This is a genomic window from Marinomonas communis (assembly GCF_004363305.1).
Taxonomy (GTDB): domain Bacteria; phylum Pseudomonadota; class Gammaproteobacteria; order Pseudomonadales; family Marinomonadaceae; genus Marinomonas; species Marinomonas communis.
Genome location: NZ_SNZA01000001.1, coordinates 486,731 through 510,009, shown reverse-complemented (window position 1 = coordinate 510,009; position 23,279 = coordinate 486,731). Strand labels below are relative to the sequence as shown.

Genomic DNA, 23,279 nt, shown 5'->3' with positions numbered 1-23,279 from the left:
CATCCAGTTATTGTGGTAAATGAATGGTCAACTTAGCTCCACCAAGTTTGCTGGAGCTTTGCTTCTGAATAAACCCCGATTTATGGTCAACCTTGTGTGCGTTTGCTGACAACTCGGCAAAGTAAAGGCCAAGACCAGTATTGGTTTGAAACAGCATTTCATCTTCCTCACTTGCTGTTTCTTCGAATCCTTTACCGTCATCTTCGATGTTGATAATTAAATATTCATCTACGATGTCAGCGTTAATCTCAATTTTATTCTTTGCAAATCTCAGGGCGTTATAAACAGCTGTACCTACCACTGCTGTCATAAGGCGCTCATCAAATATTCCTGTTAAAGATTCATCTACATCGTAGGATAGAGAAAGATTTTTTGCTGACGCTGATGGAGTAAGCGCAAAAACTTGATCATCTAGAAACTCGTCCAGTGCATGGCACTCATAATGAACTTGGTATCCATCTGACGCCAAGCGATATAAGTACAAGTATTCAACCCACTCATCATTGAGTTGCTTCATGCCTTCTTCAACTTTTCTTAGTGCAGTACTGCCTTCTGAAGGTAAGTTTAATCGTTTAAGCGCTTCAAGTTGATAAAGCAGGGTGCCTAAGTGGTTTTTACTTTCATGAATGGCGCTTGCAAGAATGGTGCTTATGTCAATCTTTTGCATAATCTGAACTACGCCTTTAGTTGAGTAATTCTTTTCTGAATAGAGTCGCTAGTAGGCTCGGCATTACCAGACTCGATATCATGGTTCCACACTTCTTCTATTTGATTCATTGTTTTTTTATCACCCAGAGCACTGTAAAGCTCCATTTCAAGAAGATAAGCTTCACTTCTAACCTTAGGTGAGTCAAAAAAGTTTTGATGCACTTTACTTAAAGTAGTCTGAAAGTTATCAATTTGCCTTGAGGGGATATCGCCTTCGCGTGCCAGAGCGACGATTGCAGTCATATGTTGCAAGTAAACCTCTGCCTCATTAAAGCAGGAGTGTTTGGCAAGAAACACTGCGCGGCGAAAAGACATCTCAGCCATGAGGTTGTCTTGGACGTCTAAGCTTAGCTTGCCTAATTCGATCTGGCGCTTCAAATTTTTAGGGGAGCGTCCAACTGCATCTACAAGAACGGCCTGAGCCTCCTCAAGCTCTCCCTTTTTTACAAGGGTTTTGGCAAGCCAGTCGTATGCGCTTACAAAGAATTTGTTATCTAAGGTGAGCTGACGAAACTTAGATTCAGCTTTGTCTATATTGTTTAAATAATAGTGACACTTTGCCTCTCCGAATGCAGCCCAAGGCATTCGAGACTCTTTTCGACAAGTTTTAAATAACTCTAAAGCTTCTTGGTATTTCTCTAGATTCATTAATGCATCGCCGATGATGCGATGACAACGGCCAGCTAAAGCGGGTTTAGAATCAGCTACTTTGCGTGCTTCAGATACCGCTTTTTCATAATCGTTAGCATCAAGAGCTTTGTTGACTTCCAATAGTTGTTCTTTATTTTTAATCAACTTTAGTAGTCGGCGTTCTAACACGGCTTGCGAGAACGGTTTTGTTATATAGCCATCTGGAACGTACTCGATGGCACCCATCACCATTTCCGTTGATGTTTCAGCGGTTACCATTAAATACGTTGATGTGTTTGGAATAAGGTGTGAATGGCGAACTTCTTCCAGTAGTTGTTGGCCATCTTTACCATTGCCAAGATTGTAATCGGATAGGATGACATCGTAAGAATTAGAGCGTAGCAACTCAATCGCACTTTCTGCCTTCATGGCGATTTCAATCGATTTAAAGCCAAAATCATTCAGCATTTTTTTCTGCATGATTCGTGCTTCAGCCATGTCTTCTATCAGTAATGCTTTTTTATCTGAAAAGTTAGGCTTATTCATCCAGCTTCAATCTCTCTGTTACTCTAGGAATGACTTATTTGGATTAGCAACAAGATCTTCTGAGAAAACCTCATCCTCATCAGAAGTCTGCTGAGGAATAGAGTAGCTCTCGTTTGCCCACTCTCCTAAGTCTATTAGTTTGCACCGTGCACTACAGAATGGGCGGTCTTTATTATCTTGGGACCAAGGTGATTTAGTTCCACAGGTAGGGCATGCGATCAGTGTTTTGTTTTCCATTATTCTAATGATAGTAGGCTTTGTAATTTATTGTGTAATTGAAAGACTTTAACACTCAAATCTGCGTTGTTGCTAGTGTTTTCCAAGATAAAATCCGCTCTTTCGATGCGCTCTTGGTTTGTGAGCTGAGTGTCCATAATTCGATTAACTTGTTGTTCGCTGTTGTTATCTCTACGCATGACTCGCTCAATCTGAATCTGCTTGGAGACGCTAATAGCAATAGTGAATTTGCATTCACTATTTTGGCCAGTTTCAAAAAGAAGAGGGTGCACAAGTAGCACAATTTTGCTTTCACAGGACGCTATTTTTTGTTTTAGACGCGCTTTAATTGCTGGGTGAGTGATGCTTTCTAATTTCTTGCGAAGAGCAGTATCAGCAAATACAATTTGTCTTAAACCGGCTCTATCAAGGCTGCCATCCTCAGTAAGAATATCTCTTCCAAATGCTTGAACGATTTCCTGAAGGCAGTTTTCACCAGGGGCAACGACCTCCCGAGCTATATCGTCAACGTCTACTGATTCCACTCCAAGCTTGTTGAAAAGCTTTGCGACGGTCGTTTTACCAGAGCCAATACCTCCAGTTAGCCCAATGATGATGGGGGAATTAATTGTCTTACTCATCTAAATTGCTCAACGTAAAAATACAGAACTGCGCCTGCGATTAAAAAAGGTCCAAATGGAATTTTCTCGCCTTTCGTTTTTCTTGTAAGGATAGCCCAGATTAAACCTGCAAAAGAGGCGATTAGAAGGATGTTACTGTAGGAAGCTGAACCTAACCAATAAGTCAGAGCGGCAAGTAGCTTAGCGTCCCCCAGACCTATTGCTTCGATACTCCTAAAGCGCAAAAAAAAGGCCCTTAGACAATAGATGCTAAGATAAGAGAGTATTGCGACAGCGATATTGGGTAGTAATGCTTGATGGCCATTAATATAGAAATAATAAGTAGCGAAACCAACAACAATGAAAGCACATTCGTCAGGCAGCCAATAGTGTTCAGCATCTATTATCATGGCACAGATAAGTGCCATGATAATGATGGATAAAATAAACCATTCCAGTGAACTGATTGGTAAGAAATAAAGTGGTACTAAGAATAAAACGGTTATTAGCTCTATGATGGGATAGCGTAAGGGTATCTCCTTGGTGCAATAACGGCAGCGACCTTTGCTAAATACGTAACTAAGTAAAGGTATAAGATCCAATGCGGAAAGCTTGTGATGACACTTGGGGCAGCAAGAGCGACCAAGGACAAAGCTTAAGGGCTTTGGAGCATAGAAGGGAAGCTCTAAAAAATCATGGGCTTCTGATTTCCATTCGTACTCTGCACGTTGATGCCAACGATAGGTGAATGAAGATAAGCTACTGCCAAGGCAGAGCAAGGCGACAATGTAGATTAATAGGTTAAGATCCAAAATAATTTGATTCCAAAAATGGTGCATAAAGTGCAATCATTGTTTTTGTAACAAATAACGAAGCAACAAGAATACCAACTATTGGGAACGCTTTTGATAGCCATCGTAAGCGAGTGTCGTTGTATGTTCGCCAATAGTCTATAGACTGCTCTAGTGGTGTGATTAAATCGCCAGTCTTATCTAACTCCTTGAAAGAAGCTTGGCTGTTTGCGCTAAGCCACTGAAGCGGTAAACACTCACATACTTTTTTGCCGCTTAATAATTTGAGGTGAATTTCTATCAGCTGTAGTCTGCTCTTCTTAGAAGTTGTATGCATCAGAATGTGTATTGAATTTTGTAATGTCTGACCACTTTTCAACAATGCGCTAAGGAGCATTAGGGTTCGGCGCACTTGAAAACTATGTAATATGCTGCACAACATTGTGTACAAATGGCCCTTGTTGATATAACAAAATAGCAGGTATTGCATAAGACTAACAATCAGCCAATATACCATAAGTGGAAGGCTATTCGAGTTATTTAGAAGATTAGAAATTAAGCCAAGTAAAAATGAGCTTTGAATAATTAAATAAGGGTAAGTTAAGCACTTAACAAGTTGACCAGAAAGCGTAACTTGCTCATATAAGGCTTCGCGTAAAACTTTAATGCTAGATAGCTTATTTTCTTCAGTGCCATCTTGTCGAATGCTGTGACCTAGTGATGCAAGGTTACTTGGTAAGAACCTGGTTAAGCTTTCTGCGATGCTTTGACCTTGTGCTAATTGACTCTGAATGGCAATCACTGCAAATTGGTCTTTTTTCTGGAAATGGTTTGCTTGAAGGTTTAGCAAGGCGCTCTGTAAGGAGTGGCCGTTCTCGCAAAGTGATAAGATTTGATTGCAATAGTGTAACCCCTGTTTAGGTTCAAAAGGCTTAATTTGCACACTTTTTATTGATGTTAGAGGGAAGCCATGTAGACAAGCATACTGACAAGCTAAGTGATGGCTAGAGAATTCTAAAATAAGCCGATCATTGAAGTAGTACCAACTCATACTGGCTCCTCATCAAGATATGTCCATAGAGAGGGCTGCTCAATGAGGTCGTTATAATCAGATGGCAGTTTTTTATCCCAGTTTGGTCGAATAGTAGTAAATTTCGGTCGTGGGTTCTCGTTTATGTACTGCATAGACTGGTGAATAATTAATCTCAAAGAGCTTGCTAAAGCAAAATAATCCACCTGCCAATTCTTGCATCGTTGAACAACATTTAATGGGTTGTTGGTATGTAATGTTGCAAGGACTAGGTGTCCTGTTAGCGCAGCTGATATGGCTAAATCAGCTGTTTTAGCATCACGAATTTCCCCCACCATGATGACATCAGGGTCTTGTCTCATGAATGCTTTTAGTAGGTCGTGAGTCGAAATGTCGAGTGCAGGATTTGGTTCGAATTGATAAATCCCGTCAGTAGGCATTTCAACTGGGTCCTCGATGGTGAAAATTGACCGAGAGCCATCATTTATCTCTTGTAGGCATGAATATAAGGTAGTGGTTTTTCCGCTGCCAGTAGCGCCACAAACAAGAATAAGTCCATTTGACAAGTGAATGCTTTCTTTTAAAGCGCTCAAAGCAAGGTTGCCTAGGCCTAGTTCATCGATCAAAACACTAATCGATGAATGCAGTACTCGAAGAGCTAATTTTTCACCTTTGTCAGACCGAACAATACTTACGCGGATAGAGTAGCGTTGATTGAGGTGTTCATAGTCAAACATCCCTTCTTGAACACGGCGAGTTTCGGCAATGTTAAGTTCGGATAAAATCTTTATTCGATTAACAAGGATTTCGCCATTAGGAAGAAGCTGCTCCTCTGAAAGTCTTCCATGACACCTCCACTTAACGCAAGCATGTGTGGGTTGAACGAGAATATGGAGGTCTGTGGCTTGTCGCTCGATCGTGCTAATCATTAATTGATCCAAAGTCATATCTGCACTCACTCTGCCGGCGTACATTTTTCGGGAATGAGTTGGCTGCTTAATGACGTTTCGCAAACCCAAGTCCCGCTGGACGTTCTAGAGTACTTGATGAATTGGTTTTCATTGATGCCAATGCCCTTAACAAAACTCAACGAAAGAGAGCCCTGCAGCGTGTCGAGCTTAGATAGGCTTACTGCTTTTATGAGATCTATATTGCTATGATCTGGTTTGAAATTGGAAAAGTCTGTATCGCTTGGAAACGCTGAATGGGTTAAGACAAATTCATCGACTGCACTAGTGAGCTCATTACCGTAGAGTTGAACATCTACTAAATTTGCCTTGGCGATGTGTTTTTCAAAGGTGGGGGCGCTTACTGTTGCCAAGATTGAAATGATGGCAATTACTACCATTAGTTCGATAAGGGTAAACCCAAAGTTTCTCTGGTTCTTCATTACCTATTTCCTCCATGAAATAATCTGTAATGTATGAGTGTAAAATCACGTCTTGTGAAAGTGTTAAGCAGTTAAATTTATTTGGGCTCCTCTGGTGCTGTTGGTTTGAGAATAAAAGCTATTAATTTCTAATGTAGAGCGATTGCTGCTTGATTGATATGTTTCGTTTGTTTCATTGCTCTGACTAGGTTGAGCCAATTCTGCTGTCGCTTCAGCAATTTGTTGTTGGGCTTCGCTGGCGACAGATCGGTCGGCTGCAGAAGGTTCGGCAGGAGCTAGTGCAGCACGATAAACTTGTTTCATTTTCTCAATCGTGGCTTGTGGGTCGTTGGCTATAGGGCTGACATCGATTTGAACTTCGCCATCAGTAATATAACGTTTGCCGTCAGGGCCTTGCTCATAACTGTATGATGGGCTTCCTGCGTACTGGCCACCCACCGAAGCATGAGCTTGTTCATGAACTCGTACTTCCTCATCGCGAGCTTCAAGTTCCTCTACTTCTTGCTGTTCTTCTTCAGTCAACTCGTTAGCAGATACATCCTCAGAATCTTGAGCTGATGAACTTCTATCCACTTCATCATTCGTTATGTCGGCATCTTGAGCCTCTGATTGACGTTCATCATTTAAAAGGCTTTGGGAATCTTCGGAAAGGGTGACTGTATAATCAGAGCTGGAACGGCTTTGAATAGCTGAGCTTGATGGCTGTTCTGGCTGAATTGAACTGCTTTTGTCTGAAGCGGCATTAGAGGTGCGCTCATTAACTAAGCGTTGCGCTTCAATTGAAAGAGAAACACTACCAGACATAAAAAACGGCCATTCAATTAACATTAACTTTTTAAATGTAATCAAATAACCGTTTTTTGTCTAGATATTGATCAATAGATGTTTACTTTATCAGCTGTCCTGCTTGGATTGCTGTGATCGCAATAGTGTAAACAATATCGTCGACAAGGGCGCCGCGAGATAAATCATTTACTGGCTTTCGAATGCCTTGCAACATCGGTCCAATGCTTACCACTTCAGCGCTTCGCTGCACCGCTTTGTAAGTAGTGTTTCCTGTATTAAGGTCAGGGAAGACAAACACAGTTGCCTTACCTGCTACTTTACTATTTGGTGCTTTCTGGCTGGCAACTTTCTCCATGATGGCTGCATCGTACTGAAGAGGGCCATCGATAAGAATATCTGGACGTCTCTCTTGAGCAATTCGTGTTGCTTCACGAACTTTATCAACATCATTGCCAGAACCTGAGCCGCCAGTACTGTAACTGATCATTGCTACTCGAGGTGTGATGCCAAATGCCTGTGCGGACATGGCGCTTTCAATGGCAATCTCGGCCAGCTGCTCAGCCGTTGGGTCTGGATTAATGGCGCAATCACCGTACACCAGAACTTGATCAGGTAGACACATAAAGAACACCGAAGAGACCAAGCTTGAATCCGGAGAGGTTTTGATTAGCTGTAGAGCAGGGCGGATAGTGTTGGCTGTCGTATGCACTGCGCCAGATACTAGACCATCTACGTCATCTTGTTGCAGCATCATGGTACCCAGAACAACATTGTCTTCAAGCTGTTCTCTGGCAACGATGTCTGTAAGGCCGCGATGCTTGCGCAGTTCTACCATTGGTCCGACGTACTGATCACGAATGGTTTTCGGATCAAGTATTTCGACGCCATAGTTAAGGTCGATGCCGTTGTTTTGAGCAATACGTTGTATCTCTTCAGGGTTGCCTAGAAGAGTACAGCGTGCGATACCACGTTCAGCACAGATGGATGCCGCTTGGATCGTACGAATTTCTTCACCCTCTGGTAGGATGATTCGCTTGTTCAATGAGCGTGCTTGCTCAATCAATCGATAACGGAACGCTGGAGGAGAAAGTTTCCGCTCCTCATTATTCAGTGCGAATGTATTAATCCAGTCATGATCAATACAGCGGGCAATGTGTTCTTTGACCGTCAGAATTCGCTCTTTGTCATCAAGCGGGATTTCTTGGTTGAAAGACTGCATTTTTATCGCTGTTTCCCAGCTATTGCTGTCTACGGATAGAATCGGCAACCCTTTCGCCATGGCCTTACCACATAGCGTCATAAGAGCTTCACTAGGTTGGTAACCACCCGTGAGCACCAGAGCAGCGATTTTTGTATCATTAAGCGCTGCAATCGCTGTCGCCATGATGACATCAGTCCGGTCGCCAGGGGTGAATACCAATACTCCTGGCTTCAATGCTTCAAGCATATTTTCTACACCACGAGCACATAGAGTGTAGGACTGAATACGTCGAGTCTCCATTTCGCCGGCACTGATGACTTTGGCGCCAAGGAAATCTGCCACATCTTTAACACGTGGGTAAGTCAATTCTTCAGAGGCTGGGATTTGACCAAGAAGACTAAAGTTACGTTTGAAAATTGGGCGCTGTGCGAAAGAGTCTCCATAAGACTTCATGCCTAAAGAGCCTGGCTGCGTCTTATTTAAGATACAACCAATTACATCTTCCGCCTTGATACCACCGTATGAGCCAGCAGCAATCTCTACGTGATGTTCCAGCTCAGTTACACGCATCTTGTTCGGTGCTGTTACCAATACGATGCCAGCATCTAATGTGCGAGCAATGGCTTTGTTTAAACGGGTGGCATAGGGATGACCAGGAATTTGCGCAAGCCCTTCAACAATAACGGTGGAATCAGGTTCTATACTGGCTTGAAAACGCCCCACGACTTCTTCCATAAGTTCATCAATAGAATCGTTGTATAAGTAACGTTCTGCCTCGTGAAGCGGGATCGGGTCTGCAGGGCGTAAGGTTGACCCTTGAGCAACCATTGCGGTTGATCGATCTGGTCCCGTATCACCTGGATGCGGTTGCGCGATTGGCTTGAAAAAACTGGCTTTCAAACCTTGTTGTTCCAATGCGCGAACCAGTCCGACTGACACAGAAGTTAGTCCGACACCAGGGCCAGTAGGGACAGTCATTAAAACGTTGGTAGACATATAAATAAAATACCGTTAACAGGGTTTGATTAATGTTTATCAATTAGAGACAAAGTATCTTGAGCAATTAAAAGCTCTTCGTTTGTTGGGATCACCCAAATATTGGCAGAAGACGTATCTGAAGAAATTTGGCTGATTTCACCACGAGGGCAAGTCTGATTCAGGTTTTGATCTAATCTAACTCCCATCATTTTCAGTCGCTCACAGATTTTGTCCCTTAATACTGGGGAATTTTCTCCAATCCCTCCAGTAAAGACTAGATGATCTACAGAATTAAGGTTTGTCGCAACTGAGGCCAAATGCTTGGCTGCTTTAGAGGCAAACATATTAAGCGCTAACTCTGCGCGATCATCACCTGCAGCTTGCGCTGTTTCAATCGTTCGACAATCATTTGAGATCTCAGAAACACCTTTTAAGCCGCTCTCTTTATTCAAGATATCTAATGCTTGTTTCATTGAGATGCCTTCTGCATCGCTAATGAACGATAGTAGACTTGGGTCTAGGCTGCCACTTCTTGTCCCCATCATTAAGCCTTCAAGAGGGGTGATGCCCATACTAGTGTCAACAGACTTTCCTGCACGCACAGCACAAACGCTTGCTCCGTTACCTAGGTGAGCGATTAGCGTATTCTGAGAGCCGAAGTTCTCATTAAGCGAGGCTAGTTTTGCCGAGATATAACGGTAGCTGGTGCCATGAAATCCATACTTCCTAAAATGATGCTCACGATATAGGCGCATTGGAATAGGGTACAGGTATTGGTCTGCTTCCATGGTCTGGTGGAATGCTGTATCGAACACTGCGACATGTGGCAAGTCGCCAAATAAAGCTTGTGCTTCATTGATGCCTTTTACATGTGCTGGGTTGTGAAGTGGGGCAAACTTTGAACAATCATCAATACCTTGAAGCACTGCTTCATCGATTAAAACAGATTGGCTAAATGTTTCACCACCATGAACCACTCGATGTCCGATACCAACTAGCTGGATATTCAGATCTTTATGATCATCGATCCATTGTTTAATGGCCGTTACAGCGCCTTTGTGGTCATGCTCATGAAGAGGCTGCTCCACTTTCTGACCGTTAAACTTAAACGTGATATTGCTGTGTTCAGAGCCAAGTCTGTCCGCAATACCTTCAAGCAATGGTGCAGCACCGGATCCATCCATAATAGCAAACTTAAGTGAGGAACTGCCGCAATTAACAACCAGTACTTGTGACATATTAAATACCCTCTTTTACAACACGTAATGATAGATCGATTGCTTGAACGTGTTTTGTTAACGCACCAACAGAAATGAAGTCAACTCCAGTACTTGCCACATCTTTAATGTGGGCATCTGTCATGTTACCTGAGGCTTCAAATTTAACCTTGCCTTGATACTTATTTACCGCGAAACGCATATCTTCTAATGAGAAATTGTCGAGCATGATGATGTCGGCACCCGCATTTACAGCTTCTTCAACTTCTACCAAGTTTTCAGTTTCTACCTCAATCGTTTTCCCTGGAGCAATGGATTGAGCCTGTGTAACTGCTGCCGTAATCGAGCCAGCGGCCATGATGTGATTTTCTTTAATCAAAAAGGCATCATATAGACCAACTCGATGGTTTGATGCACCGCCAACTTTGATGGCGTACTTTTGCGCAAGACGAAGGCTTGGGATGGTTTTACGAGTATCTAAAATAGTCAAAGACGCATCTTGAACCATATTGGCGTAGTGTCTTGAAATGGTCGCAGTGTAGGACAACATTTGAATGTAGTTTAAGGCAGTACGTTCACCAGTAAGAATGCTTCGAGCGTTACCGCTTAATTTAAGGAAAGGCTCGTTTGGTGTAAGTTCATCACCATCATCAGCTAGCCATTCTAAGGAAACGCTAGGATCTAATTGAGCAAACACTTCGTCTGCCCAAGCGCGGCCGCAAAGGACAGCAGGCTCTCTTGAGATAACTAACGCTGTTAACGTGTTGTCTGTAGGTATTAATTTGGCGGTGATATCGCCGGAACCGATGTCTTCTTCGAGAGAAGCTTGCACATGCTTAGATATGTGGTCTTGTAATGAGTTGGAAAGAGTGGCCATTCATGTATCCAATTATTTAGCTCGATATGTTCCTCAATTGTATCGATTATCATCCCTTTAGTCAGTTTAGAAATTGGTTTTGTAACATTTGTTAGGCTGCTAGCACCTAAACTTGGGTATAATTTATATGTATAGGTGATATTAGTTTGGGGAATGGTGCTATTATTATGCCCTAGTAATCAGGTTTTTACGGTGCTTGAAGAGATAAATTGCACGAAAAACAATCACTTTAGGTGCTGTTTGCTCGGTTTTAAGGCAGTAACTTAGGTCCTATATCTATTCCTTGGTGAGTTTAGATGGTAACCTAGGCCGCGTTTTTTGTACCAACTCACGGGATTAACAGCTACATCGATTGAAGCGGAAGCTTATAAATCGAGCCATGGATAGCGAGAAAACCTTAGTTTCATCTGTTTTACTAAGGCAAAAATGTGGCATCTGTTAACGCCTACTTAGATCGACTGCACTGCAAAACAGTGTGCAGATTTCTGAGTAAGCAGAAAGTTTGAGAATCAAACTTTTAATACGGAAACAGACTGACCCAAGATGATGGGTGGTCGGTAACGATGGCGACAAGCGTCTAATTAGAATAAAAAGCATGTTCAAGATCGAGCTTACATACATAAGAGGCCAATAACTCGGTCACTTTTACTGTATGTAGGTATCGGCTGGATTCATAAATTGAATTCGCAATGTCTGTTTAAACTGCTTATAGAGAGCAAAACAACCAAACGCCTCTATAAGTTTGAAGATCTGTTCTAATAGCGGGGGTTATAAACACTATGACGGAGCAGCATATCCTCGAAGATATCGATCCAATTGAAACTAAAGAGTGGGTCGATGCACTCGAGTCTGTCCTTCGAGAAGAAGGTCCTGAACGTGCCCAGTATATTCTGGATCGCTTAAGTAAAGAGGCTGTTAAATCTGGCACTCCAATGCCGGCTTCTATTACTACGCCATATCGCAATACCATTGCACCACAGAATGAAAAGCCACTTCCTGGTGACTTGTTCATGGAGCGTCGTATTCGCTCTATCATTCGTTGGAACGCACTGGCGATGGTTATGAAAGCGAACCGCCAAGACTCAACACTTGGTGGTCACATTACAAGTTTCTCATCTGCAGCAACTTTGTATGATATCGCGTTCAACCACTTCTTCCGTGGTGCTAGCGAAACACAAGAAGCCGATATGGTCTTCTTCCAAGGTCACATCGCACCAGGTATTTACGCACGTTCATTCATCGAAGGTCGTTTGACTGAAGAGCAAATGGACAACTTCCGTCGCGAAGTAGATGGCAAAGGTCTTTCTTCATACCCACACCCATGGTTGATGCCTGATTACTGGCAGTTCCCAACGGTGTCTATGGGTCTTGGTCCACTACAAGCAATTTACCAAGCTCACGTTATGAAGTACCAAGATAGCCGTGAACTTGTTAAACAAGGCGACCGTAAAGTATGGGCGTTCCTAGGTGACGGTGAGTGTGATGAGCCAGAATCACTAGGTGCTATCGCATTGGCTGGCCGTGAAAAGCTAGATAACCTAATCTTTGTTATCAACTGTAACCTACAGCGTCTTGATGGCCCTGTTCGTGGTAACAGCAAAATCGTTCAGGAGCTTGAAGGCGTATTCCGCGGCGCAGGTTGGAACGTTGTTAAATGTCTATGGGGTCGTCATTGGGACCCGCTATTTGAAAAAGATGATAAAGGTCTTCTTCAAAAACGTATGGACGAAGTATGTGACGGCGAGTTGCAAAACTACAAAGCAAACGGCGGCGCGTACACTCGTGAGCATTTCTTTGGCAAGTACCCAGAATTGCTAGAAATGGTTAAGGATATGTCTGACGATGACATCATGAACCTTAACCGTGGTGGCCACGACCCATACAAAGTTTACGCAGCCTATGCAGCAGCGACTTCTCACAAAGGTCAACCAACCGTTATCCTTGCTCAAACCGTTAAAGGCTACGGTATGTTCAAGGCAGCTGAAGCGCAAAACACTGCTCACCAAACTAAGAAGTTGGATGAAGAGTCTCTGGCTCAATTCCGTGACAAGTTCGGTATTCCTATCAGTGATGAAGAGCTAAAAGATCTTCCTTACTACCGCCCAGCTGAAGACAGCCCAGAGATGAAGTACTTACGCTCACGTCGTGAAGCGCTTCACGGTGACTTCCCTGTGCGTCGTAAAGACTGTGAAGCTCTAGATGTTCCAACACTGGAAGACTTCAAAGCGCAGATTAAAGGCACAGCTGGTCGTGAGATTTCTTCGACGATGGCTTTTGTTCGCTGTTTGAACAACATGGTTAAACACAAAGGCATTGGTCCTCGTGTTGTACCAATTGTTGCCGACGAAGCACGTACTTTCGGTATGGAAGGCATGTTCCGTCAACTAGGTATTTACTCGTCTGAAGGTCAGCGTTACACGCCACATGACCACCAGCAGGTAATGTTCTACAAAGAGTCTGAAAAAGGTCAGATTCTACAGGAAGGTATTAACGAAGCGGGTGCGATGTCTGCTTGGTTAGCGCTTGCTACTTCTTACAGTAACAGCAACTACCCAATGATTCCTGTTTACATCTACTACTCAATGTTTGGTTTCCAACGTATTGGTGACTTGGCTTGGGCGGCAGGTGATTCACAAGCTCGTGGTTTCCTACTAGGTGCTACAGCGGGTCGTACAACACTTAACGGTGAAGGTCTACAGCACGAAGATGGTCACTCGCACATCCTTGCGGGCACTATCCCGAACTGTGTATCTTACGATCCAACATACTCTTACGAAGTTGCGGTAATCGTACAAGACGGTCTACGTCGTATGTACCAAGACCGTGAGAGCGTGTTCTACTACTTGACAGTAATGAACGAGAACTATGAACACCCTGATATGCCTGAAGGTGTTGAAGAAGGCATCCTGAAAGGTATGTACAAGTTCAAGTCTGTTGAGAAGAAAGGCAACAAACAATCTGTTCAGCTTCTAGGTGCAGGTGTAATTCTACGTGAAGTAGAAGCGGCTGCAGAGATCCTAAGCGAAGAATTCGGCGTTAATGCTGATGTTTGGAGTGTAACCTCTTTCAACGAACTGCGCCGTGAAGGCCTAGATGCTGCGCGTTGGAACATGCTTCACCCAACAGAAGAGCAACGTCTTTCTTACGTAGAACAGTGCCTAGGTGATAAAGGTCCAGTTATTGCTTCAACTGACCACATTAAACTTTACGCAGATCAAATTCGTCCGTTCGTTAACAGTACTTACAATGTTCTTGGTACTGACGGCTTCGGTCGAAGCGATACTCGTGCCAAGCTACGTCACTTCTTCGAAGTGAACCGTTACTGGGTTGTTGTATCTGCACTGAGCGCTCTAGCGAAAGACGGCAAAGTGAAAGCGGACGTCGTTGCTGAAGCAATCAGCAAATTTGGCCTTGATCCAAACAAGCCAAACCCAGTTACCTGCTAATTGGCAGAATAATCGGGACTGGGCCGACTAATCAAAAGTCGGCCCAGTTTGTAAAAGTTTGATGCGTCTTTACGACAAAGGAGATTTCCGTGAGTACTGAGATCATTCGAGTACCGGATATTGGTGGTGCGTCTGACGTCGATGTTATCGAAGTTAGCGTACAAGTTGGCGACATTATTGAAGTCGACCAATCAATTATCGTATTAGAGACTGATAAAGCGTCTATGGACGTTCCGTCTCCGTTAGCAGGTAAAGTTACTGCGATCTCTGTTAAAGAGGGCGATACAGTTTCTGAAGGTAGCGACATTCTGACTCTTGAAGTTGAGGGTGCTGCAACCACTGAAGAGCCTGCTAAAGAAGAACCTAAAACCGAAGCTGCTCCTGCTCCAGCCCCTGCAGCTGAAAAGCCAGCAGCTCCTGCTGCATCTGCTGAACAGACTGTTTCTGTTCCAGATATCGGTGGTGCTACAGGTGTTGATGTTATCGAAGTTTGTGTCGCTGAAGGCGATGAGGTTTCTGAAGGTGATTCAATCATCGTTCTGGAAACTGATAAGGCTTCAATGGACATTCCTTCTCCAGTGACTGGTAAGGTCTCTAAGCTTCTGATTAAGGAAGGTGACACAGTTTCTGAAGGCGATGACATTCTTGTTATCCTTGCTGAGGGCGCTGCTCCAGCGGAAGCTGCAGCACCTGTTGCTGAGGCTCAAGAAGCTGCGCCAGCACAAGAGGCGGCTCCTGCTCCAGCAGCTGCACCTGTAGCAGGTGGTGTTGAAGCGGTGAATGTTCCAGATATCGGTGGCGCAACAGATGTTGACGTAATCGAGGTGTCTGTTGCGGTAGGCGATAAAGTTGAAGAAGGTGATTCGATCATCGTTCTTGAAACTGACAAAGCTTCTATGGACATCCCAGCACCTAAATCAGGTACGGTTAAATCTCTTTCTATCAAAGAAGGCGATAAAGTATCTGAAGGTACGTTGATTCTTGAGCTTGAAGTGGAAGGTTCTGCACCTGCAGCAGCTCCAGCTAAGCAAGAAGCACCGAAAGCGGCCGCTCCTGCTAAGCAAGAAGCACCAAAAGCAGCTGCACCTGCTGTAGACCAAGGTGCTGTTCTTTCTGCTCCAAACAAGAAAGTGCATGCTGGCCCAGCAGTGCGTTTGTTGGCTCGTGAGCTAGGCGTCGATCTTGCGCTAGTGCGTGCAACAGGTCCTCGTGGTCGTATCACGAAAGAAGACCTACACGCCTACGTTAAAGCAGCGGTTCAGAAAGCGGCTTCTGCTCCAGCAGAGTCTGCTACACCAGTTGCTGAAGGTGCAGGTATTCCACGCGTACCGGAAATCGATTTCAGCCAATTTGGTGAAGTTGAAGTTGTTAAGATGAGCAAGATTCAGAAGATCACGTCATTTAACATGACGCGTTCATGGTTGAATGTTCCTCACGTAACGCAATTCGACAAAGCTGATATTACGGACCTAGAAGAGTTCCGTAAGAGCTTGAAGCCTGAAATGGAAAAACAAGGTGTGAAACTAACACCGCTTCCATTCATGATCAAAGCTGTTGCTCAAGCATTGGTTAAGAATCCTGCATTCAACGTATCTCTGCATGCTGACGGCGAAAGCGTCGTACAGAAGAAATACGTTCACATCGGTATCGCAGTAGACTCACCAGTAGGCCTTGTGGTCCCTGTTCTACGTGATGTTGACCAGAAGTCTGTTGTTCAAATCGCTACAGAAGCAGGTGAACTGATCAAGAAAGCGCTGGCTAAGCAGCTTAAACCTGCTGACATGCAAGGCGGCTGTTTCACTATCTCTAGCCTTGGTGCTATGGGTGGTACAGGCTTCACTCCAATCGTGAATACTCCTGAAGTGGGTATCCTAGGTGTATCTAAAGCTGACATCGAGCCTCGTTGGAACGGTAAAGAGTTCGAGCCTCGTACAATGTTGCCATTGTGCTTGTCTTACGACCACCGTGCCGTAAACGGCGCTGATGCAGGTCGCTTTATGACTTACTTGAATGCATTGCTAAGCGACGTACGTCGTTTGACTCTGTAATCGAATTGTTCTGATTCAGAACCGAAAGGCAGCCAATTGGCTGCCTTTTTTATTTGCTAGTGTTGAAGGTGAACCACGCCCTGGAGTCTTGCGCGTATTGCGGTCCTACAATGTTCTCCATTCCCGATAGAATCGGATCGTATAATTGAAATTAATCTGCAAAAAAATCTTCTATTTTATCTCTTTGCCACATTGCATCTTTATAACCTAATTCAATAAGAGCTTGGCAGTAACTTGGCGTAAACATCAAGTAACTTGCTGCTGAAGCGGCTCCTTTAGATTTATCACCAGTAGCGGTCCTTAGAAGTTTTCTGATTTTCAATGGCAGGCTTTCTAGGTGTTCTTGCGCGAGCACATTAAGCCCTATAGAGGGTGATATAACTAGCGTCTGACGATGTGCTAAATTGTAAGGTCTTTTTTCTTCGGGAATCAGTGCTAGCAATTGATTGCATTCATCTATGTGCGCAATATCTTGATCAATGGTGTCGATGAAAGCGCTATTTAGTAATTGCCCTAAAACCTGAACAATAGAGGGTGCATCATGATTGATACTTGTTGGTGATTGAGTCCAATCTTTTGCTTGTCGGTTATCGCTGACACCAATCATCAGTAGCTTATCTGCTCCAAGGTTTATAGCTGGCTGAATGGCTGAACCAAGCCGCACAGCTCCATCGCCGTAGAACTGAGTGCCTATCTTCCTTGGTGGAAAAACGCCGGGGATAGCGCTAGATGCTAATAGGTGGTCAATTGTCACAGCACTTTTAATGCCTACTTTTCTGCCATGAGTCCAATTGGGTAGTTCATTGTTTGACGTTTGAAAAAACATTGTAGAGTGTCCGTCACTGTAGTTCATCGCTGTTATGGCAAGTGTTTCAATATGTCTTTGATTCAATGCAATGGATATTTTATTAAAATCCAAAAATCTATTTAAAAGCTCTTCAAGCGGTTGATTCATTAACAAAGACAATGAGTGGCCAGATTGTTGTTGTAAGAATGCTGAGGTAATCGTTTTGGTGATGGACGAAGCGATAGGCCAGCGACTCATCATAAAGACTTGGTCCGTTGTTAGATGGCGCCAAATATATGAAAGTTGCTTAACACCTTTTCTAAAGCTATCAGCCTGAGTGGCAAGGAATGCTGCGTTTAAAGCGCCAGCAGAGGTCCCGCATAAAATATCAAATGGAATGGGCGTCTTTTTATTCAACATGCTCGATAAGGCAATCAAGACGCCTACTTGATATGCGCCTCTAGCGCCACCGCCAGATAGGAGTAGTGCTTTTTTGTTAGCCATTTGCACTCCTTTAAAGCATTGAGACCACCGTGATTTTGAAAAATGATTTTACATGGTGCTTTATTGTGAATCGCGTCTCAAGTTGGTGCATGATTTCGGTATCATTTGCACGATATTTATACAGCTAAATGTAATCTAAGATTATAGTTTTTAACACTTCAAAAGATTTTAATTGGTTGCAGATGTAGATTCTTCTGTAACGGAGTGTAAATGCAATATAAGTCACTATTATAGTTTACAGTTGTAAAATTTTAGCAAAGTGTCGTCTTCTCTACCTGCTTAGGTATTGAATGTATCTATATGGGGGTAATGTTTTTGGTATGACGATTGCTATGTAGATTGGTTGAGCATCAATGATGATGGCTCGCCACACCTACCATAGAAGGGGACCCCCATGACCCAATTGGCAAGTGATTTGATGTCGCTTAGTAGTAAAGAAAAGCGTTGGCTGAAATGGTTTGGCGCGAACGGAAAGTTAAACCTAGGCTGGAGCTGTTATGTTAATCGCTCTGCTTACCAAGATATTGAAGCAACATTTGAAGGGATCGCAAATACTCGAGTGCGATTACTTAAACAATTTACTCGATCTGTTTGGGAAAGGCTTGAGCAAGCTGCTCCTACGTTACAAAATGTATCTGATTCACAGCATGAAGCTATATTAGGTTTATTAAAGCAGTCCCTTCCGGAAGCCTCAGAGTTATTTCTCCTCGATCAAGACAATATTGTGATCGCGTCAACTGAAGTGAAGCATACTCAGCAATCTCACACACAAATTAAAGCAGCCACAAGAGCTCGAGCAAGTAAGTTTCTGCATGGACCTTATAAGGATCCGATTACGTTATCTTTAGGAGCAACCACTTCAAAGTTTCATGATCAAATGACCATGATGTTTTATCTGCCAGTGCAGTGTGAAACAACGTGTTTATTGTTATGCGCTCGAATACCAAATGATGTGATGAGTGACTTGATACAGCGCGAAGCGGGCCACATTTTTAATGAGTCCGGTGACAATTACTTGTTCATGGTGGAATCCAATTTTGATACGGCTATTCAGCCAGGTATCGCACTCAGTCGTTCTCGTTTCGAAGATGATACTTTTTTTCTAGGTGAGAATTTAAAGCAAGGTGTTAAAACGCCATTTGGAGTGGTTTCGATCAAAGAGCACACTGAACTTGAAGTGATGTTTACCGACCCATCAACTGGTGAGTTACACCCAGGTGTACGAGAAACCATCAAAAAAGGCAGTAATCTATTTGTTAAATACCCAGGTTATTCTGATTACCGCCATATTCCGGTGATAGGCAAGGGCGTTACCTTTCAGTTAGAAGGTTCAGATGATCGATGGGGGATGATGTGTGAAGGCGACGTTGAGGAAGTGTACCGTCCTCGATCTATTCACTTTACAACCATGAAGCTTTTTAGTGTTTCATTAATCAGTGCTTTGTTCATTCAATTTTTGCTGCTTAGTTACAGTGGACTACCTCTTTGGGCGAACCTAGCTTTATCGTGTTTAGCCGCTCTTATCATAGGTGCTTTTTTCTCGGCAAAGGGCCCTGCTAAAACGTCAAGACAGCTTGGCGGCATGACAAAAGTCATACGCGGATTAGCCGAAGGAGAAGGAAATCTCACTCAGCGAATGGATCTCACGCGTCTACCTCCTAACGAAGCGGGCAATCTGGGGCGCTGGATCAATAGCTTCATCGACAATCTAGATCAAATTGTCGGGGAGGTAATTGTTTCCGCTCGTCAAGTAACCACTCTTTCTCAGCAAATGGACTCATCTAATAGAGAAGCGGCTGAAGCGGCTGAAGCAGTTCAAGAGGCCGCAAATGATTCACTAAGTATCGTGCAGCAACAAGCAGGTTATGTAACCAGAGCCAATGATACTGTATCAAATATGAAGGAATCCATGGACGCGGCGGTTCAAGGTGCTCAAAACCAATATTTATTGGTTAGACAAAGTACAGAAACGATACGCGATGTGGTGCAAACATCAGCAGATTCGGTTAACTCATTGAGTAAGCAAGCAGATAACGTTGGTCAATTTGTTGATGAAATAACTGATATCACCAGCCAAACGAATCTCCTAGCGCTAAACGCTGCTATTGAAGCCGCAAGGGCCGGTGAGTTTGGTCGAGGCTTTTCAGTTGTTGCTGATGAAGTAAGAGCGCTTGCCAACAGGACTGCCACGGCGGCAGCGGATATTGGTCGAGTGGTTGAGGGTATAAAGCTTGAGACAGATCGTGCTGTTATATTCATGGAAAAAGGCGTTCAAGACGTTAATAAGAGTTTGCTGAGAAACGAAGAGGCTTCGAACGACAGTGATAAACTTTCGTTGATAGCACAGGATATGTTCTCAATCATTGAGCAAATATCTCAAAGCAGCCAGGCAAACGGTGACCATGCACATCAGGTTGCAGCCAGTTCACTTCAGATGGGGGCCTGTGTAAAATTAGTAAGTGCTAATGCAGAGCAGGTTAATGCTAAAGCAAGCTCGCTTTCAAGGTTGGTAAGCTTGTTCAAAGTTAGTGCTGCTTAAGTTACTTACTAGATTCATCATGGAGCATGAAATGGATACTCATGATTTAGATAGCCTAAAAGAAGGGCTGGTTCCCTTTTTTCAGCCTATCGTAGAGGTTTCAACTGGGATGATAACTGCCTTTGAAACTTTGGCTCGCTATCACAAGCCAAATGGGGAAATAAGCTCTGCGGCTTTTTTGTTCCATGATGATTACCTGCCTAAAAATATTCAGCGAGAACTCGATCAGCATGTCCGCATGCAAGCCATTAGAAATATCCAGAGCTTGCCTGATAACACACGCTTGACAGTTAATATTTCCCCAGAGTTGATAGAGTTTCAGGATGGGATGCCTATTATCCGAACGACGATGATGCTGAAATCAGAAAATATTTCGCCTCAGAAAGTCGTTATCGAGCTGGTGGAATCCGATGGTGCTATCTCTGACTTAGCGGTGCTCGTGCATCGATATCGAGAGCAAGGGTTACGCATTGCTGTTGACGACTTTGGTTCGGGTTTTTCGCATTTTGATCGTGTTATTGAATTAACCCCAGACATCATCAAGCTAGATATGCGTTTATTGAAGAAGGCTTTATCTGGTGGGCGTTTCGCAAGAGTTGCTGTGAAATCTATTGTCGATTTTTGCGAAAAAAGTGGCGCTCTTGTGGTCATGGAGGGGGTAGAAACAGAAGAAGAATTCTTCTTTGGCTTAAGTTGTGGTGCTCACTACATGCAGGGCTATCTTTTTTCTCCAGCAGTTGCTGAGTTCCTGCCAAAGGATACATTCAAAGATCAAATAGAAACTCTAAGAACAATCTACTTTAATGAGGCTAGAAAGACGCTGCGGGATTCTACCCGTTGGAATAAGCATTTGGTGCAAACAATCAATCGAATCAAAGAGCGAAGTCATGTGGCAGGCTTTATCAGAAATGATATAGAGCCCGAATTAAAAGCTATTTCTCACTTAATTCGTTACTACATGACGGATTACGAAGGTAATCAGTTGTCGCCTAATTTCTCACTGAACTCTTCTGGGCAGTTTGTTGATGAAGGAACGCCTTGGGAAAATGTTAATTGGTCTTGGCGCCCTTATTTTTGCAAAGCCAGTAATGCAAGGCGTGCCATCGTATCCGATGTTTATTACGACCTGCATTCGGGTAAAAGTTGTAAGACAATCGTTGTTCGTTTGGGAAATGGTGAAATGTTACTAGTAGATGTTTTAGTGAGTGAAGATTGATTAGGTCATCAAACCTTCGTAATTACTTGATTTAATGATTAATTGTGTTGAAAGTTTACAAACTATTAAGGAACATAATAACAGCATTTTAGAAAGGGGCTATTTATGGCAATTCATCCGCTAGCAGGGCAGCTTGCTCCCACGGACAATTTAGTTAACATTCCAAAGCTTATGAGTGCCTATTACACCCAAAAGCCGAATGTAGCTAATCCTAATGAAAAAGTAAGTTTTGGTACATCAGGCCATCGAGGCAGTGCATTACATACAAGTTTCAACGAAGATCATATTCTGGTGGTTTGCCAAGCCATCTGCGAATACCGAAAGTCGCACAATATCAATGGTCCTCTTTATCTAGGTAAAGATACTCATGCTTTATCGGAAGCCGCGTTTACAACCGCACTTCAGGTATTTGTCGCAAACGAAGTGACGGTACGCATTCAGAAAGGGGATGGTTATACCCCGACACCTGTTATTTCACACGCTATTCTGACTCATAATCAATCTTCTGAAGAAATGGCTGATGGTGTTGTCATCACTCCTTCCCATAACCCTCCAGAAGATGGAGGCATTAAATATAACCCACCTAAAGGTGGTCCAGCTGACAAAGACATAACCGATTGGGTGGCGAACCGCGCGAATGAATTGTTAGCCAATCAACTCAATGGTGTAAATGCTGTGTCGGTTGCGCAAGCCATGTCGAGTAGCTTGGTAGAAGAATTCGATTACATTGAGCATTATGTAGCGGATCTTGAAAATGTGATCGATATGAATGCCATTCGCGATGCTAATGTTCGTATTGGTGTTGATCCATTGGGTGGCTCTGGTATTGCCTATTGGCAACCGATTGCAGATCGATATGGTCTGAATATTGAGGTCGTGAATGATCGAGTGGATCCCGCCTTCTCATTTATGCCCTTAGATAAAGACGGACGTATCCGAATGGATTGCTCTTCGCCTTATGCAATGAATAACTTGCTTAAGATCCAAGACCAATTTGATGTAGCGGTAGGCAATGACCCAGATTATGACCGCCATGGCATCGTTTGCCCTGGTTTCGGTTTAATGAATCCCAATGCGTACCTTGCTGTGGCGATTGAATACTTAGCAACCCATCGAGACTGGCCTGCTGACATTCAATATGGCAAAACTCTGGTTTCAAGTGCCATGATTGATAGAGTTGTTGCGTCACTTAATAAAACGCTCTGTGAAGTGCCTGTTGGCTTTAAGTGGTATGTTGACGGATTATTTGATGGGAGCATGGCGTTCGGTGGAGAAGAAAGTGCTGGTGCTTCCTTCCTACGTCGTGACGGTGGTGTCTGGTCAACGGATAAAGATGGTTTTATTTTGGCGTTACTCGCTGCTGAGATTCTGGCCGTTACTGGCAAAAATCCTGCGCAACTTGCGCAAGAGCAAGCGCAGCGTTTTGGACAACCTTATTACAAGCGTATCGATGTAGCGGCTACCCCAGAGCAAAAAGCCATACTTGGTAAGTTAGAAGCAAGTTCTGTAGAAGCAGACACACTTGCTGGTGACGCGATTGTTAGCAAGCTCACTCACGCGCCAGGCAATGGCGCGGCCATTGGTGGGCTGAAAGTGTCGACGGATAATGGTTGGTTTGCAGCGCGTCCATCCGGTACAGAAAATGTTTATAAGATCTATTTAGAAAGTTTTGTCTCTGAGGAGCATTTAGCACTGCTTGAAAAGGAAGCTGTGGCTTTGGTTAACACAGTTTTAAGCTAATCTCTGCTT

18 protein-coding genes are annotated in these 23,279 nt (G+C 43.6%); 5 read left to right on the top strand and 13 right to left on the bottom strand.

Features of this window, described 5'->3' with window-relative positions; translation table 11 throughout:
* Nucleotides 1-7: 7 nt before the first annotated feature.
* The 12 genes from C8D85_RS02405 to nadC form a co-directional block, all read right to left on the bottom strand.
* Nucleotides 8-667, bottom strand: a complete 660-nt coding sequence (locus C8D85_RS02405) for a sensor histidine kinase (RefSeq protein ID WP_133559764.1) — start codon at nt 665-667, stop codon at nt 8-10.
* Nucleotides 668-675: 8 nt separating this feature from the next.
* Complete coding sequence (locus C8D85_RS02400; RefSeq protein ID WP_133559763.1) at nt 676-1,884, bottom strand: response regulator; 1,209 nt, start codon at nt 1,882-1,884, stop codon at nt 676-678.
* Nucleotides 1,885-1,902: 18 nt separating this feature from the next.
* Nucleotides 1,903-2,121, bottom strand: coding sequence for a DNA gyrase inhibitor YacG (locus tag C8D85_RS02395; RefSeq protein ID WP_133559762.1), 219 nt, complete (start codon nt 2,119-2,121; stop codon nt 1,903-1,905).
* Nucleotides 2,121-2,741 carry a dephospho-CoA kinase gene (gene coaE, locus C8D85_RS02390; RefSeq protein ID WP_133559761.1) on the bottom strand — a complete coding sequence of 207 codons (621 nt, stop codon included), beginning with the start codon at nt 2,739-2,741 and terminating at the stop codon, nt 2,121-2,123. The genes C8D85_RS02395 and coaE overlap by 1 nt, the downstream gene beginning before the upstream one ends.
* Nucleotides 2,738-3,559, bottom strand: a complete 822-nt coding sequence (locus tag C8D85_RS02385) for a prepilin peptidase (protein ID WP_133559760.1) — start codon at nt 3,557-3,559, stop codon at nt 2,738-2,740. Before C8D85_RS02385 ends, coaE begins: the two co-directional genes overlap by 4 nt.
* Nucleotides 3,522-4,562, bottom strand: a complete 1,041-nt coding sequence (locus tag C8D85_RS02380; RefSeq protein WP_133559759.1) for a hypothetical protein — start codon at nt 4,560-4,562, stop codon at nt 3,522-3,524. Before C8D85_RS02380 ends, C8D85_RS02385 begins: the two co-directional genes overlap by 38 nt.
* Nucleotides 4,559-5,488 carry a GspE/PulE family protein gene (locus tag C8D85_RS02375; RefSeq protein WP_133559758.1) on the bottom strand — a complete coding sequence of 310 codons (930 nt, stop codon included), beginning with the start codon at nt 5,486-5,488 and terminating at the stop codon, nt 4,559-4,561. Before C8D85_RS02375 ends, C8D85_RS02380 begins: the two co-directional genes overlap by 4 nt.
* 8 nt (nt 5,489-5,496) lie before the next feature.
* Nucleotides 5,497-5,931, bottom strand: a complete 435-nt coding sequence (locus C8D85_RS02370) for a pilin (protein ID WP_133560762.1) — start codon at nt 5,929-5,931, stop codon at nt 5,497-5,499.
* 63 nt (nt 5,932-5,994) lie between these two features.
* Nucleotides 5,995-6,780, bottom strand: coding sequence for a putative metalloprotease CJM1_0395 family protein (locus tag C8D85_RS02365; RefSeq protein ID WP_211342115.1), 786 nt, complete (start codon nt 6,778-6,780; stop codon nt 5,995-5,997).
* 37 nt (nt 6,781-6,817) lie between these two features.
* Nucleotides 6,818-8,914, bottom strand: a complete 2,097-nt coding sequence (pta, locus tag C8D85_RS02360; RefSeq protein ID WP_133559757.1) for a phosphate acetyltransferase — start codon at nt 8,912-8,914, stop codon at nt 6,818-6,820.
* Nucleotides 8,915-8,943: 29 nt separating this feature from the next.
* A complete protein-coding gene (locus C8D85_RS02355) occupies nt 8,944-10,134 on the bottom strand; it encodes an acetate/propionate family kinase (RefSeq protein ID WP_133559756.1) in 1,191 nt (396 codons plus the stop codon).
* Between the two features lies 1 nt (nt 10,135).
* Nucleotides 10,136-10,990, bottom strand: a complete 855-nt coding sequence (nadC, locus tag C8D85_RS02350) for a carboxylating nicotinate-nucleotide diphosphorylase (RefSeq protein WP_133559755.1) — start codon at nt 10,988-10,990, stop codon at nt 10,136-10,138.
* A gap of 779 nt (nt 10,991-11,769) precedes the next feature.
* Here nadC and aceE point away from each other — a divergent pair.
* Both aceE and aceF read left to right on the top strand, forming a co-directional pair.
* Nucleotides 11,770-14,436, top strand: a complete 2,667-nt coding sequence (gene aceE, locus C8D85_RS02345) for a pyruvate dehydrogenase (acetyl-transferring), homodimeric type (protein WP_133559754.1) — start codon at nt 11,770-11,772, stop codon at nt 14,434-14,436.
* A gap of 89 nt (nt 14,437-14,525) precedes the next feature.
* The gene (aceF, locus tag C8D85_RS02340) at nt 14,526-16,484 is read left to right on the top strand and encodes a dihydrolipoyllysine-residue acetyltransferase (protein ID WP_133559753.1); all 1,959 of its coding nucleotides are present in this window, start codon (nt 14,526-14,528) and stop codon (nt 16,482-16,484) included.
* Nucleotides 16,485-16,635: 151 nt separating this feature from the next.
* Here the strand turns inward: aceF and C8D85_RS02335 are convergent, their stop codons facing one another.
* The gene (locus tag C8D85_RS02335) at nt 16,636-17,775 is read right to left on the bottom strand and encodes a patatin-like phospholipase family protein (protein WP_133559752.1); all 1,140 of its coding nucleotides are present in this window, start codon (nt 17,773-17,775) and stop codon (nt 16,636-16,638) included.
* Between the two features lie 394 nt (nt 17,776-18,169).
* Between C8D85_RS02335 and C8D85_RS02330 the strand changes: the two genes are divergently transcribed.
* The 3 genes from C8D85_RS02330 (at nt 18,170) to pgm (ending at nt 23,270) form a co-directional block, all read left to right on the top strand.
* Nucleotides 18,170-20,314, top strand: a complete 2,145-nt coding sequence (locus C8D85_RS02330) for a methyl-accepting chemotaxis protein (protein ID WP_133559751.1) — start codon at nt 18,170-18,172, stop codon at nt 20,312-20,314.
* A 31-nt stretch (nt 20,315-20,345) separates the two neighbouring features.
* Nucleotides 20,346-21,530: an EAL domain-containing protein gene (locus tag C8D85_RS02325; RefSeq protein ID WP_162847524.1), complete on the top strand. Its 1,185-nt coding sequence runs from the start codon at nt 20,346-20,348 to the stop codon at nt 21,528-21,530.
* Between the two features lie 105 nt (nt 21,531-21,635).
* A complete protein-coding gene (pgm, locus tag C8D85_RS02320) occupies nt 21,636-23,270 on the top strand; it encodes a phosphoglucomutase (alpha-D-glucose-1,6-bisphosphate-dependent) (RefSeq protein ID WP_133559749.1) in 1,635 nt (544 codons plus the stop codon).
* Nucleotides 23,271-23,279 lie beyond the last annotated feature (9 nt).

What these genes read in the sequence shown, in the direction of transcription:
- C8D85_RS02405 (WP_133559764.1), bottom strand. Translation starts at nt 667, where the DNA reads ATGCAAAAGATTGACATAAGCACCATTCTTGCAAGCGCCATTCATGAA.
- C8D85_RS02400 (WP_133559763.1), bottom strand. Translation starts at nt 1,884, where the DNA reads ATGAATAAGCCTAACTTTTCAGATAAAAAAGCATTACTGATAGAAGAC.
- C8D85_RS02395 (WP_133559762.1), bottom strand. Translation starts at nt 2,121, where the DNA reads ATGGAAAACAAAACACTGATCGCATGCCCTACCTGTGGAACTAAATCA.
- coaE (WP_133559761.1), bottom strand. Translation starts at nt 2,741, where the DNA reads ATGAGTAAGACAATTAATTCCCCCATCATCATTGGGCTAACTGGAGGT.
- C8D85_RS02385 (WP_133559760.1), bottom strand. Translation starts at nt 3,559, where the DNA reads ATGCACCATTTTTGGAATCAAATTATTTTGGATCTTAACCTATTAATC.
- C8D85_RS02380 (WP_133559759.1), bottom strand. Translation starts at nt 4,562, where the DNA reads ATGAGTTGGTACTACTTCAATGATCGGCTTATTTTAGAATTCTCTAGC.
- C8D85_RS02375 (WP_133559758.1), bottom strand. Translation starts at nt 5,488, where the DNA reads ATGACTTTGGATCAATTAATGATTAGCACGATCGAGCGACAAGCCACA.
- C8D85_RS02370 (WP_133560762.1), bottom strand. Translation starts at nt 5,931, where the DNA reads ATGAAGAACCAGAGAAACTTTGGGTTTACCCTTATCGAACTAATGGTA.
- pta (WP_133559757.1), bottom strand. Translation starts at nt 8,914, where the DNA reads ATGTCTACCAACGTTTTAATGACTGTCCCTACTGGCCCTGGTGTCGGA.
- C8D85_RS02355 (WP_133559756.1), bottom strand. Translation starts at nt 10,134, where the DNA reads ATGTCACAAGTACTGGTTGTTAATTGCGGCAGTTCCTCACTTAAGTTT.
- nadC (WP_133559755.1), bottom strand. Translation starts at nt 10,990, where the DNA reads ATGGCCACTCTTTCCAACTCATTACAAGACCACATATCTAAGCATGTG.
- aceE (WP_133559754.1), top strand. Translation starts at nt 11,770, where the DNA reads ATGACGGAGCAGCATATCCTCGAAGATATCGATCCAATTGAAACTAAA.
- C8D85_RS02335 (WP_133559752.1), bottom strand. Translation starts at nt 17,775, where the DNA reads ATGGCTAACAAAAAAGCACTACTCCTATCTGGCGGTGGCGCTAGAGGC.
- C8D85_RS02330 (WP_133559751.1), top strand. Translation starts at nt 18,170, where the DNA reads ATGACCCAATTGGCAAGTGATTTGATGTCGCTTAGTAGTAAAGAAAAG.
- C8D85_RS02325 (WP_162847524.1), top strand. Translation starts at nt 20,346, where the DNA reads ATGGATACTCATGATTTAGATAGCCTAAAAGAAGGGCTGGTTCCCTTT.
- pgm (WP_133559749.1), top strand. Translation starts at nt 21,636, where the DNA reads ATGGCAATTCATCCGCTAGCAGGGCAGCTTGCTCCCACGGACAATTTA.